We start from the raw sequence: 13,162 nt of genomic DNA on the forward strand, positions 1-13,162 counted from the left end.
GCGTCCGCCGCTTCAGAAGGGCGCGCGCCCACCGTTGATGCTCAGTTCCTGGCGCCACTCGCGGGCGATTTCCCGGCAGTGATAGGACTGGTCCAGCGTGATGTCGTCCTGCACGCGGAAGACCCAGTCCGACGCCTCTCGGCGTACGAGCGGATCGACGGCTGAATCGACCGCAAACCGGAAGAAGGCGCAGGCGCGCACCTTGTCGCTGTTGTACCTGTTCCGGCGGAAGAAATAGCGCCCCATCTCGATCTGGGCATCCGACAGTCCGCGAAACGCGGCGGTGCGCAGATATCTCAGTTCGGCGCGCAGATCCGGCGCACGCGCGACATGTGCGCGGTGCATCATCGCCATCCGGTAGGCAGCGCGGGATGAACCGCCTCTGATCGCCTTGCGGTACATGGCGGCGGCCATGTCATAGTTCTGCGAGACGCCCTTGCCGGTCTGATACATGGCACCCAGCGCCAGGGCGGCGCCGGCGTCGCCCTGGTCGGCAGCCTTCCGATACCATCTGGCTGCTTCGCCCAGATCACGCTTCACACCGCGGCCACGCTGGTACATCAAGCCCAGGTTGCGCTGCGCCACCACATCGCCCTCGGCGGCAAGCGCCTTCCATATGCGAACAGCGCCCGCGTAATCGCCCACGCGGTATTCCAGCACACCGACGCACGCGTCGATTTCCAGATCGCCGTCGCAATGGTTCGCGTTCAGCATCGAACGCGAGGGAATCTGTTGTGGCAGTTGCTGGGCCGCAGTCCCGACCGTCAGGGTGGTCAGTACTGCGATTGCAGCCATCGTCCGCTTCAGCGGCTTCTTCATGAACGCCATTACTCTACTCCGGCTGTTTTATGAAACAGATGGGGCCTGCGCGGCGACCGCCAAGCTGCCGCGACATGGTGACCCTGCCGGCGGAGATCAGCACGCCAGGGTGATCGTGATGAGCAGACCGCCGAGGTCCGATCGGCCAAGTTCGAACACGCCCTCGTAGCTCTCCACCATGTCGCGCGCGATCGACAGTCCCATGCCGGTTGCGCCCGGTCCGCCGTCCATGCTGTTGCCGCGCCGCATGGCATCGTCAATGCCCGCGCCGTGAAGGCCTTCCCCGTCATCTTCAATGCGCAGCACCAGCGCGGCATCGACCCGCTCTGCGGAGATACGGACGCGTGTACGGGCGTGGCGCACGGCGTTCTCCAGCAGGTTCCCGACAACATCGTGCAGGTCGGCTTCCTCGACCTTGGCCGAGAGTTGGGGAGCGATGGCTGTGTCGACCTGCAGGCCGGCCTCCTCGATCCGGGGACGGAGCACCCTGACGATGCCCTCGACCACGGGCAGCAGCCGCGTCACGGCGTGCCGCACACCGGGGCCGGCCGAGCGGGCGAGCGCCAGATGATGGTGGACATGGTCGAGTGCCGCCTGCGCCTGTGCGCGGACCTCCCGATCCGAGGCCGTGCCCGATTTTTCCGCCGCCTGGATGATGATGCTCAACGGCGTCTTCAGCGAGTGCGCCAGCGCACCGGCCTGCTCACGGGCGCGGTTGATCAGGTTGGTCTGGGCCGTTTTCAGCGCGTTGACCTCCTGCGCGGCGACGGCCACCTCGTCGGGCACATCCTCGCTCAGCCTTTCGATCTTCCCGGCCCTGAGGTCCGCCATTTCCTGATTGAAGCGGCGCATGGACCGCAGCGACAGGAAGGCGATCAGGGTTGCGGCCAGCAGCGCCAGCAACCCCTCTGCCACCAGCGCCATCAGGAAAAGCCGGCCGATATTCGCCTCGATCCGTTGGAAATCGCTGACATCGAGGCCGACGGTCAGGCTGGCGGGCTTGCCCTCGAACGTGATCGGCAGGCGGATCGTCCTGAGCGTCTGGCCGACCGGGCCGTTCATCTCTCCGAGGACTTCCTGATCGGGCGGTACGGGGCTTGCGGGCAGCGTGGTGTCCCACAACGACCGGGATCGGATCGGGGCCAGGGGCGCGCCGGCGTCCAGGCCGATCTGCCAGTAGGCACCGGAGAAGATCTCCGAGAATCGCGGCGGGCCGAAGCTGGCGAATTCGCCGTCCGCCCGGTTCATGCCCTCACGGGCGTCCGCGGCGACGTGCTGGGCCAGCAGTTGCAGTTCGCGATCCCGAAGGTTCGACAGTTCGCTCTGCAGCAACTGGCGGGCGATCAGGGTGGAGATGATCGTCACGCCCAGAATACCGAGCGCCGACAACAGCAGAATGCGGTAGGTCAGCGGCCAGCGCGTGAGGGCGGACATCACGCGGCCGCAGGATGATCAGCGTCAAATCGATAGCCCAGGCCGCGCACGGTTTCGATCCGCTCCCGACCGATTTTTCGCCGGATGCGGCTGATCAGGACTTCGGTGCCGTTGGACAGCGCTTCGGAGTCAAGATCATGCACGTGATCCATGATCTGGTTCTTGGACATGACCCGCCCGGCATTGTGCGCCAGATAGTTCAGGATGCGGTATTCGTGCGCCGTCAGCCGGACATCCTGACCGTCGACGAAAACCCGCTGGGCAGCGGTGTCGATCTCCAGCGAGCCGAACCGCAGGGACGCTTCTTTCTGTCCCCCGGCGCGGCGCAACTGGGCCCGCACCCTGGCCAGCAGTTCCTCCTGATGGAACGGCTTGGTGATGTAATCGTCCGCGCCCGCGTCCATCCCGGCGACCTTCTCCCGCCAGCCGTCCCGCGCCGTGAGCAGGATCACCGGGGCATCGTTCTTCTCGCGCCGCCAGCCTTTCAGCAGGCTGATGCCGTCTTCGCCCGGCAGATTCACGTCCAGCAGCACCAGATCGAAGGGCGCGATGTCCATAATCTCGGCGGCATCTTCCGCGCTCTCGGCGACGTCGACCGCATAGGAAGCCCGTTCCAGTGTGTCCTTCAGCCCTTCGCGCAGGGCGCGTTCGTCTTCCACCACCAGAATACGCATGATCTCAACCCACCTTGCGGACGTCGCCGGTGGCGGCGTCGGCCTCGAAACGTTGCAGCTTGCCGTCCGGGTAGCGCCACAGAATCCGGTACACGCCCTCATCGAACTTGATCGAGGCCGCCTCGCCACCGCCACTGCTGCGGATCTGCTCCACGATCTGCGACAGGGGCACCTTCTCTGTCTGTGCGATCCCTGTCTGCGCGATGCGGACCGGCTCACCGCTGCCGGCGGCCCAGGCGGGGGCCGCCAGCAGACACGCGAGCGTCAGTGCAATGGCGATGGGTAGTCTGCGGTACACGATCCTGCCTTCTGTTCGCGTTCTTCCCGATCAGCGATTGAAATCGCGGGAAAACCTTCTGTCTCTGTTGGTACGCCGGTTGACCTCATTGTCGGACCTTTCGGCGCGTCTGCCAATGGTCCGGTTGCGCGAAGGGTAACTTTCGACGACGCGGCCGGTTTCCCCGTCGACCCGGACCACGACGGATCCGCGCGAACGGTTGAAGCCGCGCACGGTGTATATGCGATCATCCAGCGTGATTTCACGCACCCGCAAGTCGATATGGGCGTCGGCGATCCGCGCCGCCCTGGTCGCGCTGATCAGGCGGGGCCGGCGCGTGTCGTCGCGGCGGGCGTGTCGTCGTCCCAGACGATCGACCCTTTTGACCCTGGCCGTACGGCCATCGACATTGACGGCGATGCGGCCGAGCCGCGGGCTGAAACCCCGTACGATATAGGTGCGCCCCTGCCGTTCGACGTTGCGGATACGCAGCGGCGTATGCGCGTTGGCGGCCCGGCGGGCACGATCTTCGCTGATCAGCCGGTTGTGATGCTGCCCGCGATTGAGCAGCCGGAAGAAATCCCGGATATCGAACTGATGGTCGCGGCCATCGACGTGCAGGAAGGCACCGGCAGGGCCGCCGGCATGCTGTGCCTCAACCGGTTTCAGGACGCCCGCTTGGGCGGACAGGCTGGTGCCGATCAGAGCTGTCGCGACGACGACGAAGGCTGCTCGGGTTCTGAATGCTGACATCGGGATTCTCCCTTCGATTGTTGTTGCGGAAAACAATCTGGGCGAGTCGCGTGAACGACCTCTCAATTCAGTATTCATTCTCCGTTCAGAACGATTGACGGACGCGTGGTCTTTGATTTCTCAGCGGCAGGCTCTAGGTTTGCCGCTGATCAGTTGAAGCGATGGGAGACCCACATGACCGAAGCCTTTATCTGCGACGCCGTACGGACACCGTTCGGCCGCTTCGGCGGTGCCCTGAAGTCGGTTCGCGCCGATGATCTGGCCGCGCAGCCGATTGCCGCCCTGATGGAGCGCCAGCCGGACGTGGACTGGGCCGCGCTGGACGATGTGATCTACGGCTGCGCCAACCAGGCGGGTGAGGACAACCGCAACGTGGCCCGCATGGCCGCCCTGCTGGCCGGACTGCCGGAATCGGTGCCGGGATCGACCGTCAACCGGCTGTGCGGTTCGTCCATGGATGCGGTGGGTACCGCCGCCCGTTCGATCAAGTCAGGCGATGCGGACTTCCTGATCGCGGGCGGTGTCGAGAGCATGACCCGTGCGCCCTTCGTCATGGGCAAGGCCGAAGCGGCCTTTTCGCGGTCCGCCGACATCTACGACACGACCATCGGCTGGCGCTTCGTCAACCCGATGATGAAGAAGAATTTCGGCGTCGATTCCATGCCGGAGACGGCCGAGAACGTGGCCGAGGAATTCCAGATCAAGCGCGAGGATCAGGACGCCTTCGCCGCCCGCAGCCAGCAGCGCGCGGCGCGGGCGCAGGCCGACGGCATCTTCGCGGACGAGATCGCATCCGTTTCGATCCGTCAGCGCAAGGGCGATCCGATCATCGTCAGCGATGACGAGCATATCCGCGGCGATACGACGGCGGAGAAGCTGGCCAAACTGCCCGCACCGTTCCGCGAAGGCGGCAGCGTGACCGCCGGCAATGCATCGGGCGTCAACGATGGTGCCTGCGCGATGTTCGTGGCCAGCGAGGCCGCCGCCTCCCGCAACGGACTGACGCCGCGGGCCCGGATTCTGGGCATGGCCACACACGGGGTCCCGCCCCGCATCATGGGGTATGGCCCCGCACCGGCTTCGGAAAAGCTGCTCGCACGGCTGGGGCTGGAAATCGGCCAGATCGATGTCATCGAACTGAACGAGGCGTTTGCTGCCCAGGCGCTGGCCGTGACGCGCCAGCTGGGGCTGCCCGACGATGCGGAACATGTGAACCCCAACGGCGGCGCCATCGCACTTGGGCATCCGCTGGGTGCGTCCGGCGCGCGGCTGATCCTGACGGCCGTCAACCAGCTGCATCGCACCGGCGGTCGCTATGCGCTGTGCACCATGTGCATCGGGGTCGGCCAGGGGATCGCCATCGCGCTTGAGAAAGTCTGATCCGGGAACGGCTCAGACGGGTTCGGGGACGCCGAACCCGACATCGACGAAATCGCGTTCGCGGACGTGGAAAAGATCCAGCGGCTGGGCGCGCTGGTCGAGGTCGTGCACGTCCTTTTCGATCAGTTCATCGACGAACATCATCAGCGGCTGCCCCCTGGACCCCGTCAGCGGATAGCCCATCGATTCCCCGACCGTCCGCTTACCCGATCTGTAGCGCGCCTCGATGACGACCCGCATGCCGCAGGGCTGGGTCGCGGTATTCCAGAGGGCACGGTAGGCGGTTGCGCGCCGGTCTTCCGAGACGAACTCCAGGTAATCCCGGCCCGTCGGATCGAAACCGAAGCGCTCGCTGATGGCGGTGCCGATCAGCCGCAATATCGATTTGTCCGGCTGCGAAAGATCGTGCAGCAGGACAAAGGGCAGGACGGTCTTTACCTGGGCCGGATCGAACATGCCGCGCGTCGGTATGGCATCGCCGCTGCGGGCGCGCAGTTCCCACCAGTAATCGTGGTGTCTGCGGCAGTGTGCACCGATCAGCCGTTGTTCGATCTCATTGCGTGTCATGACATGCTTTTTTCTGCTGCGGGTGAGTTTGGTACGCAGTGGTTCAACCGACCTTGTTAGGGAAAGAGGTTGAACGAATGGTTGCTTTCGGATCAACTTCCTTCAATGGCGCTTCAGATTGAAAAGAAAGCGCCAACGGGAGGAACGGTCATGGTGCGAACCGGAGCCGTGCCGGCTTTCGAAGGCTGGCACGCGTGAATTTCGTCTTTCGGAAACTGATGCGGCTGGTCGGCGTCGTTTTCGCCGTCTCCGTGATCACCTTTCTGATGGTCAGTGTCCTGCCGGGCGATGTGGCCTACGCAATCGCCGGCGAAGACGCGACGCTGGACGAGATCAACCGGATCCGCGCGGAACTGGGGCTGAACGATCCGATCCTAATCCGCTACTGGGACTGGGTGATCGGCTGTCTCTCCGGGGATTTCGGCGCAAGCATCCGTACGGGCGAGCCTGTTCTGGAAGCCATTTTCAGCCGTTTGCCGGTGACCATCGAACTGATGGTCCTGTCCCAGGTCTTCGCGGTTCTGCTGGCGATCCCGCTGGGTCTGTATTCGGCGTACCGGGCCGGGTCGCCCGCGGACAAGTCGATCACCACGGTGGGCTTCGTGTTTGTCTCGATCCCCAACTTCGTCTTCGCGCTGATCCTGATCTACGTGTTCGCAACCACGCTCGACCTCTTCCCCGTGTCCAAATACACCCGTATTGACGAGGGCCTGTGGGCCAACCTGCATTCGATGGCCTTGCCTGCGCTGGCGATTGCCGCAGGGGAGTGGGTCGTGCTGATGCGCGTGCTGCGCTCCGACCTGATCAACGTGCTGAAGGAAGACTACATCGCCATGGCCCGTTCCAAGGGTCTGCCGCCGGCCTATGTCCTGTTCCGGCATGCCCTGCGCCCGGCCTCGTTCACGCTGCTGACGATCATCGGCCTGCAGGTCGCCAACGTCATGAGCGGCGCGCTGGTGATCGAGACCATTTTCGCCCTGCCGGGGCTGGGTCGGTTGCTAGTCGAGAACATCTTCGCCCGCGATTTCATGATGGTGCAGGGCTGTGTGCTGTTCATCGCGGTATTCTACACGGTGATCAATTTCTCGGTGGACATGCTCTATGCCGTCATCGATCCGCGGGTCAGGATGGAGCGGCGGCATGGCTGAGGTGGAGGAGAAACCGCGTCGCCGCCGCAGGCTGGGACTGACGTTCTGGCTTTCCGTTGTCTGGCTGATCATCGTCGGACTGGGGGCGCTGACCGCCGATTTCCTGCCGATTGCCGATCCCGCCAACGCCGACTTCCTGTCGGTTGCGCAGCCGATCGGCGCGCAGGGCGAGCAACTGATGCAGCACACCGGCGAGTATGAGGAGCACACTTACTGGCTCGGATCGGACAACATCGGCCGGGATGTGTTCGCGCGTCTGCTCAAGGGGGCCCAGGCGTCGCTTCTCATCGGTCTGCTCTCGCCGCTGATCGGGCTGATCGTGGGCGGCAGTCTGGGTCTGATCGCCGGTTTTTACCGCGGCTGGTCCGAGGCCATCGTGGTGGCCGGGATCGATATCGTGCTGGCCTTCCCGGCGCTGGTGCTGCTGACCGCCGTGATCTTCTACGCCGGAGCCACCACGACGAACGTCATTCTGTCGCTCGGATTTCTCTCGGTCCCCGCGTTCACGCGTGTGGCGCGGGCGACCACGCTGGCGTTCGCGCAGCGGGAGTTCGTGCTGGCCGCGCGGGCCAGCGGGGCGAGCGATTTCCGCATCCTGACGCGGGAACTGCTGCCGAACGTGCTGGTGCCGATGCTGGTCTACGGCCTGCTGGTGACGGCGGTGCTGATCGTGGTCGAGGGCGTGCTGAGCTTTCTGGGCCTGGGCGTTCAGCCTCCCGCGATGTCCTGGGGCACGCTGATCGAATCCGGTCGCGATTTCCTGGAGGACGCCCCGCACATCACCTTCATCCCGGCGGCCGTCATGTGCCTGACCGTGCTGTCATTCAACCTGATCGGAGACCAGTTGCGCAATCTCGGCGACACGCGGGAGAGCCGGCTGTGAGCGGGCCGCTGCTTTCCCTGCAGAATGTGGCAGTGCATTTCGACACGCCGCAGGGGCGCCTGCGGGCGGTCGACGGGGTGGATCTGGAACTGGGCCACGGCCGCACGCTGGGGATCGTCGGCGAGTCGGGCTCCGGCAAGTCGGTGCTGTCGCGCACCATCATGGGACTCTGGCCGTCGAATGCACACCTCGGCACGTCCAGCCGCATAATGCTGGAAGGGCAGGATCTGCTGTCGCTGCCGGAGAAACAGCTTCGCCGGATTCGCGGACCCGAGATATCGATGATCTTTCAGGATCCCATGACTTCCCTCAATCCGGTGATGACCATCGGCCGCCAGATTTCCGAAGCCCCGATCCGGCATCTGGGCAAGTCGAAAGCCGAGGCCCGCGATCTGACCATCGAATTGCTGACGGCGGTCGGCATCCCCCAGCCCGAAGAGCGGATCAGGGCCTATCCGCATCAGTTGTCCGGCGGAATGCGCCAGCGCGTGGCGATTGCCATGGCGCTGGCCTGCCAGCCGAAGCTGCTGATTGCCGACGAACCGACCACGGCGCTGGATGTGACCGTGCAGGCAGAGATCCTGGACCTGCTGGCGCGGCAGACCCGCGAACGGCAGATGGCCCTGATCCTGATCACCCACGATCTGGGCGTGGTCGCGGGACGGACCGACGATGTGGCCGTGATGTATGCCGGGAGGGTGGTGGAGCGCGGGTCGACCCGGCAGTTGTTCGGGGACATGCGCATGCCCTATACCGAGGCGCTGCTGAAATCGATACCGCGCCTGGATGATCCGCCGCACAAGGTGCTCAATACGGTCGGCGGACGGCCACCGAACCTGGTGGCACCGTCTGCCGGCTGCCGGTTCGCGCCGCGGTGCCCCTACGCGGACGCGGGGTGCGAGGCGGCTGAACCGTCGCTTGAACAGGCCGCAGACCCCGGCCATCAGTTCGCCTGCTTCAAACCCCTGAACACCCGGGCTGTGGCATGACCGATCCCGTACTGGAAGTGGAAGGGCTGGTGGTCGAATTCGGGCCGGTGAAAGCCGTTTCCGACATCAGTTTCACGGTCCGGTCCGGCGAGACGCTGGGGCTGGTCGGCGAGTCGGGTTGCGGCAAGTCATCGACCGCGCGCGCGATCATGCAACTGCCCCGGCCCACCGGCGGATCCGTGCGTCTGAGCGGACAGGAACTGACCACGGCCAAGGGGGAGAGGCTGCGGGCGCTGCGCCCGAAACTGCAGATGATCTTTCAGGATCCGATCTCTTCGCTGAACCCCCGGCGCACGGTACTGGAGATCGTCAGCGCACCGCTGGAAGTGATCGGATGGGGGGATCGCGACAGCCGCCGGGGAGCCGTCGTCAAGGCACTGGAAGCCGTCGGGCTCGATCCGGAGATTTCGCTGAACAGGCGGCCTCACGAATTCTCGGGCGGGCAGTGCCAGCGCATCTCGATCGCCCGCGCGCTGGTCCTCGACCCGCAGATGCTGATCTGCGATGAACCGGTTTCGGCGCTGGATGTATCCGTGCAGGCGCAGATCCTCAACCTGCTGCACGAGATGAAGGCCCGCTACAATCTGACCATGCTCTTCATCAGCCACGATCTGGCGGTGGTGAAGAACATCTGCGACCGGGTCGCCGTCATGTACCTCGGCAAGATCTGCGAAGAGGCGGGGTCGGAGGAACTGTACCGCCATCCGCGCCATCCCTACACCAGGGCGCTGCTCGCATCGGTGCCGGAACCGGACCCCGAGATCCGGCCCGAACCGGTGAACCTGACTTCCAGCGAACTGCCGTCGCCGATCAATCCGCCGTCCGGCTGCCGGTTCCGTACGCGGTGCCCGAAGGCACAGGCGGTCTGCGCCGACACCGAGCCGCCGCTGGAAGAACTGGCGCCGGGGCATCGGGTTGCCTGCCATTTCCCGATTGAAGAGCCGGCGGCGAGCGTCTAACCACAGAGCCTGCGGTACAGCACAGGCGCGGAGCGGGAAGATGAGCGGCAGACCAACTTTTATCGACGACCTCGATTTCAATGCCGACGGACTGATTCCGGCCATCGCGCAGCAGCACGATACGGGCGAGGTTCTGATGATGGCGTGGATGAACGCCGCCTCGGTTGCCGAGACGCTGGAAACGGGAAGGGTGTGTTACTGGTCGCGATCGCGACAGCAGTTCTGGCGCAAGGGCGAAAGCTCCGGCCATCGGCAGCACCTGAAGGAACTCCGCTACGACTGCGACGCGGACACGATTCTGCTGCTGGTCGATCAGACCGGACCGGCCTGCCACACCAACCGCAGAAGCTGCTTCTATCGCGCGGTGCGGGACGGCGAGACTGTCGAGATCATGACGCCGGAGGCGACGTAACCTCGATCTCCGAAGCGCCTGTCGACACGCGCGCGGACGGAAAGACCAGCGTTGCCGTCGATCCGACGCCGACCCGGGATTCGAATTCCAGGTGACCGCCGTGCAGTTCGATCATGCGCTTCACCAGCGGCAGGCCCAGGCCCGTGCCCTCCTGCTCCGCGCGGTTCAGCGATGATTCCACCTGACCGAAGGGGCGCATGATCTTGTGCATGTCCTCAGGCGCGACGCCGATGCCCTGATCCGTGACGGCGATGGCCATCCCGTCGTCGTCGGTGCGACGGGCCGTGATCGTGACCTCGCCCTCATGGCGCGAGAACTTGATCGAGTTGCCCACCAGGTTGATCAGCATCTGTTTCAGCACGCGGGCATCCGCCGTCAGTTGCGGCAGATCGTCGGGAATGTCCTTGCGCAACCGGAGTTTGCGCGCGGAGGCCCGCTCGACCAGCATCCGCATGGCGCCGTCGACGATGGTCGGGATATCGATCGCGCTTTCCTGCAGTTCGAACTGCCCGGCCTCGACCTTGGACAGGTCCAGCAGTTCGTTGATGATCTCCAGCAGGTGCGTGCCGCTTTCGTGGATGTCCTTTGCGTGCGTCTTGTAGCGCGGATCGGAATGCGGCCCGAAGCCCTCAATCATGAACAGTTCCGAGAAACCGAGGATCGAGTTCAGCGGCGTGCGCAGCTCATGGCTCATCAGCGCCAGGAACTCCGATTTGGCGCGGTCGGCGGTCTCGGCCCGCACCAGCGCGTCGCTCAGCTCGGTCTCGCGGTTCTTCAGTGCCGACAGATCCAGCAGGGTGGAAACCACGCCGCCCTTGCGGGTGCGGTTGTGGTTCATGGCGATCCAGGTGCCGCTCTGGAATCGCACGACATCGCTGTTGGTGCCGGACTGGTGCTCATTGACGGTCTGGCGGATCCACCGTTCGTAGCCCGTCATGTCGTCCAGCAGGTCCGCAGGCACCATGCCCGCCCGCAGCAGGGTCTCGAACCGGGTGCCGGGCTGCGCCACCTCTGCCGGAAGTCCCAGCATCCGGGCGAACCGGTCGTTGTTCACGGTCAGATGGCCATCCACATCGAACTGGGCAAACCCTTCGGATGTGCTCGCGATGGCGTCCAGCAGGTTGGTCCGCGCCACCGACAGTTCGGAAAGCAGGGCGTCATTGGCGACCCGGGCCTTGATCATGTCCGCGAAAGAGACATAGACGCTGCGCGCCATGGTCAGCAGGACGGCGACATACAGCACGATCATGATGCACAGCATCAGGTACAGCGGGTCGCCGATGGAGACGTATCGTATTGCCAGCGGCAGCACGCAGCCGATGGTGAAGCCGATCGAGGCGGCCGGGACCGTGGCGAGCACCATCGCGCCGCCCGCGCCCATCGCGGCGATGATCAGGCCGATGATCGCCTGCTCGGGCGATGGCTCGACCGGGATCAGCCATGCCGCGCCAGCGCCCCAGATGATACCCTGGATCGTCGCCGCGCGTGCCAGCCGTCGCGGGCCGCGTTCACTGACATGCAGCGGCGGTCTTTGCTTGCGACGGCTGCGCCAGCGGAAGAAAGCGGCCGTCGCCATGATGGTCAGAAGCCCCGCCCAGACGGCGCCGAACAGGCTGTTCTCGTCCGTGCGTGCGATCAGGGCGGTCAGGATGGCGTTCACGGCCAGCGCGATGAACATCAGCGGCGCGCGGTTCACGACCACGGCCATCTGCTGCACGCGAATCTGGACCGCTTCCGGCGTTTCGCCCAGATCGTGACTTACCCAATATGTGCGGAAGCCGGACATCTCGGGGTCGATCGCTCCTTCAGGTTGGCAGGACGTGCCGGTGGAATCTCTCGCAGGTGGTGTTATTACACTACATGAAAGCCGTGGGCGAAAGGATCGCGGGAATCGATGAATATTGTGTTCAGGCCGTGAATATGTGCCCAGCCCCGGATCGAGGGGCGTATGGCCGGTCTGCCCGCGACGTCCAGAACCTCTTCGACACGTCCTTCGAACTGGCTGCCGATGATCGATTCGTGCACGAAGTCTGATCCCTCGGCCAGATCGCCGCGCGCGAAGAGCTGTGCCATGCGCGCCGAGGTGCCGGTGCCGCAAGGGGAGCGGTCGATGGCCTTGTCGCCGTAGAAGACCGCATTTCGCGCGTCAGAGGTTTCGAGCCTGGGCACGCCGGTCCACATGATGTGGCTGACCCCTCTGATGGTCGGGTCTTCCGGATGGATCGCCTCGATCTTCGCATTGATCCGGTCCCGCAGCGGCGGACTCAGGCGCTGGATGTCGCCCGGCGAAAGGTCGGCCATGTCCGTGAAATGCGCCTGCGGTTCGATGATCGCATAGAAATTTCCGCCATAGGCGATGTCGACCGTCAGGCTGCCGAGTTCAGGACAGTCTACCGAAACGCCGGTTTCCAGCAGGAAGCCGGGTACATTGGTGATCCGGACCCACGCGACGTGTCCCCCTTCCAGCGCGTATTCCGCCCGCACCACACCGGCGGGCGTATCCAGCATCAGGACACCGTCCTCCCGCGGGACGACCAGCTTGCGTTCGATGATGGCGGTGACCGTGCCAATGGTCCCGTGGCCGCACATGGGCAGGCAGCCCGAGACCTCAATATACAGTACGCCGATATCGCAGTCGTCGCGGCAGGGCGGCACCAGAATGCTGCCCGACATGACGTCGTGGCCGCGCGGTTCGAACATCAGACCGGTACGGATCCAGTCGTACTCGGCCATGAGATGCTGCCGCTTTTCGCTCATCGTGCCGCCGCGAACGACCGGCGCACCGCCCGCGACGACGCGCACGGGATTGCCGCAGGTATGTCCGTCGATGCAGAAGAATGTGCCTTCGCCTGTGCCCATTCGATCCC

The 13,162-nt window shown here is 64.7% G+C and carries 14 protein-coding genes; 6 read left to right on the forward strand and 8 right to left on the reverse strand.

From position 1 onward, the window contains the following. Positions 1-12: 12 nt before the first annotated feature. From ACN0X7_RS01300 to ACN0X7_RS01320, 5 genes are all read right to left on the reverse strand, one after another. Complete coding sequence (locus ACN0X7_RS01300; protein WP_417513282.1) at positions 13-828, reverse strand: tetratricopeptide repeat protein; 816 nt, start codon at positions 826-828, stop codon at positions 13-15. Positions 829-915: 87 nt separating this feature from the next. Then, positions 916-2,253: a sensor histidine kinase gene (locus tag ACN0X7_RS01305; protein WP_417513284.1), complete on the reverse strand. Its 1,338-nt coding sequence runs from the start codon at positions 2,251-2,253 to the stop codon at positions 916-918. Then, the gene (locus tag ACN0X7_RS01310) at positions 2,253-2,927 is read right to left on the reverse strand and encodes a response regulator transcription factor (protein WP_417513286.1); all 675 of its coding nucleotides are present in this window, start codon (positions 2,925-2,927) and stop codon (positions 2,253-2,255) included. Before ACN0X7_RS01310 ends, ACN0X7_RS01305 begins: the two co-directional genes overlap by 1 nt. Positions 2,928-2,931: 4 nt before the next feature. Next, on the reverse strand, positions 2,932-3,225 hold the full coding sequence (locus ACN0X7_RS01315; RefSeq protein ID WP_417513288.1) for a PepSY domain-containing protein: 294 nt from the start codon (positions 3,223-3,225) through the stop codon (positions 2,932-2,934). Positions 3,226-3,255: 30 nt separating this feature from the next. Continuing rightward, on the reverse strand, positions 3,256-3,957 hold the full coding sequence (locus ACN0X7_RS01320; protein WP_417513290.1) for a hypothetical protein: 702 nt from the start codon (positions 3,955-3,957) through the stop codon (positions 3,256-3,258). A 174-nt stretch (positions 3,958-4,131) separates the two neighbouring features. Here ACN0X7_RS01320 and pcaF point away from each other — a divergent pair, with 174 nt between their 5' ends. Beyond that, positions 4,132-5,337, forward strand: coding sequence for a 3-oxoadipyl-CoA thiolase (pcaF, locus tag ACN0X7_RS01325; RefSeq protein ID WP_417513292.1), 1,206 nt, complete (start codon positions 4,132-4,134; stop codon positions 5,335-5,337). Positions 5,338-5,349: 12 nt separating this feature from the next. On the opposite strand, the gene ACN0X7_RS01330 is transcribed toward pcaF, so the two are convergent. Then, the gene (locus tag ACN0X7_RS01330) at positions 5,350-5,904 is read right to left on the reverse strand and encodes a PAS domain-containing protein (RefSeq protein WP_417513294.1); all 555 of its coding nucleotides are present in this window, start codon (positions 5,902-5,904) and stop codon (positions 5,350-5,352) included. Positions 5,905-6,098: 194 nt separating this feature from the next. Here ACN0X7_RS01330 and ACN0X7_RS01335 point away from each other — a divergent pair, with 194 nt between their 5' ends. Genes ACN0X7_RS01335 through hisI form a run of 5 tightly spaced genes read left to right on the forward strand, consistent with a single transcriptional unit; the run spans position 6,099 to position 10,295 of the window. Next, entirely contained in the window at positions 6,099-7,052 is a 954-nt protein-coding gene (locus ACN0X7_RS01335) for an ABC transporter permease (RefSeq protein ID WP_417513296.1), read from the forward strand. Continuing rightward, complete coding sequence (locus tag ACN0X7_RS01340; protein WP_417513298.1) at positions 7,045-7,935, forward strand: ABC transporter permease; 891 nt, start codon at positions 7,045-7,047, stop codon at positions 7,933-7,935. The genes ACN0X7_RS01335 and ACN0X7_RS01340 overlap by 8 nt, the downstream gene beginning before the upstream one ends. Then, positions 7,932-8,924: an ABC transporter ATP-binding protein gene (locus tag ACN0X7_RS01345; RefSeq protein WP_417513300.1), complete on the forward strand. Its 993-nt coding sequence runs from the start codon at positions 7,932-7,934 to the stop codon at positions 8,922-8,924. Before ACN0X7_RS01340 ends, ACN0X7_RS01345 begins: the two co-directional genes overlap by 4 nt. Continuing rightward, positions 8,921-9,883: an ABC transporter ATP-binding protein gene (locus ACN0X7_RS01350; RefSeq protein ID WP_417513302.1), complete on the forward strand. Its 963-nt coding sequence runs from the start codon at positions 8,921-8,923 to the stop codon at positions 9,881-9,883. Before ACN0X7_RS01345 ends, ACN0X7_RS01350 begins: the two co-directional genes overlap by 4 nt. 40 nt (positions 9,884-9,923) lie before the next feature. Beyond that, positions 9,924-10,295: a phosphoribosyl-AMP cyclohydrolase gene (gene hisI, locus ACN0X7_RS01355; protein WP_417513304.1), complete on the forward strand. Its 372-nt coding sequence runs from the start codon at positions 9,924-9,926 to the stop codon at positions 10,293-10,295. Here hisI and ACN0X7_RS01360 read toward each other — a convergent pair. Beyond that, positions 10,273-12,081 (reverse strand): ATP-binding protein, encoded by a 1,809-nt coding sequence (locus tag ACN0X7_RS01360; protein WP_417513306.1) that lies wholly within the window; start codon positions 12,079-12,081, stop codon positions 10,273-10,275. The genes hisI and ACN0X7_RS01360 overlap by 23 nt on opposite strands. 65 nt (positions 12,082-12,146) lie before the next feature. After that, the gene (locus ACN0X7_RS01365; RefSeq protein WP_417513308.1) at positions 12,147-13,154 is read right to left on the reverse strand and encodes a 4-hydroxyproline epimerase; all 1,008 of its coding nucleotides are present in this window, start codon (positions 13,152-13,154) and stop codon (positions 12,147-12,149) included. Positions 13,155-13,162 lie beyond the last annotated feature (8 nt).

Source organism: Minwuia sp., assembly GCF_048263705.1.
Taxonomy (GTDB): Bacteria; Pseudomonadota; Alphaproteobacteria; order Minwuiales; family Minwuiaceae; genus Minwuia.

Bases quoted from the DNA above. Each gene is read 5' to 3' on its own strand.
- ACN0X7_RS01320 (WP_417513290.1), bottom strand. From the start codon at position 3,957: ATGTCAGCATTCAGAACCCGAGCAGCCTTCGTCGTCGTCGCGACAGCT.
- ACN0X7_RS01310 (WP_417513286.1), bottom strand. From the start codon at position 2,927: ATGCGTATTCTGGTGGTGGAAGACGAACGCGCCCTGCGCGAAGGGCTG.
- ACN0X7_RS01360 (WP_417513306.1), bottom strand. From the start codon at position 12,081: ATGTCCGGCTTCCGCACATATTGGGTAAGTCACGATCTGGGCGAAACG.
- ACN0X7_RS01365 (WP_417513308.1), bottom strand. From the start codon at position 13,154: ATGGGCACAGGCGAAGGCACATTCTTCTGCATCGACGGACATACCTGC.
- ACN0X7_RS01340 (WP_417513298.1), top strand. From the start codon at position 7,045: ATGGCTGAGGTGGAGGAGAAACCGCGTCGCCGCCGCAGGCTGGGACTG.
- ACN0X7_RS01305 (WP_417513284.1), bottom strand. From the start codon at position 2,253: ATGTCCGCCCTCACGCGCTGGCCGCTGACCTACCGCATTCTGCTGTTG.
- ACN0X7_RS01300 (WP_417513282.1), bottom strand. From the start codon at position 828: ATGGCGTTCATGAAGAAGCCGCTGAAGCGGACGATGGCTGCAATCGCA.
- hisI (WP_417513304.1), top strand. From the start codon at position 9,924: ATGAGCGGCAGACCAACTTTTATCGACGACCTCGATTTCAATGCCGAC.
- pcaF (WP_417513292.1), top strand. From the start codon at position 4,132: ATGACCGAAGCCTTTATCTGCGACGCCGTACGGACACCGTTCGGCCGC.
- ACN0X7_RS01330 (WP_417513294.1), bottom strand. From the start codon at position 5,904: ATGACACGCAATGAGATCGAACAACGGCTGATCGGTGCACACTGCCGC.
- ACN0X7_RS01350 (WP_417513302.1), top strand. From the start codon at position 8,921: ATGACCGATCCCGTACTGGAAGTGGAAGGGCTGGTGGTCGAATTCGGG.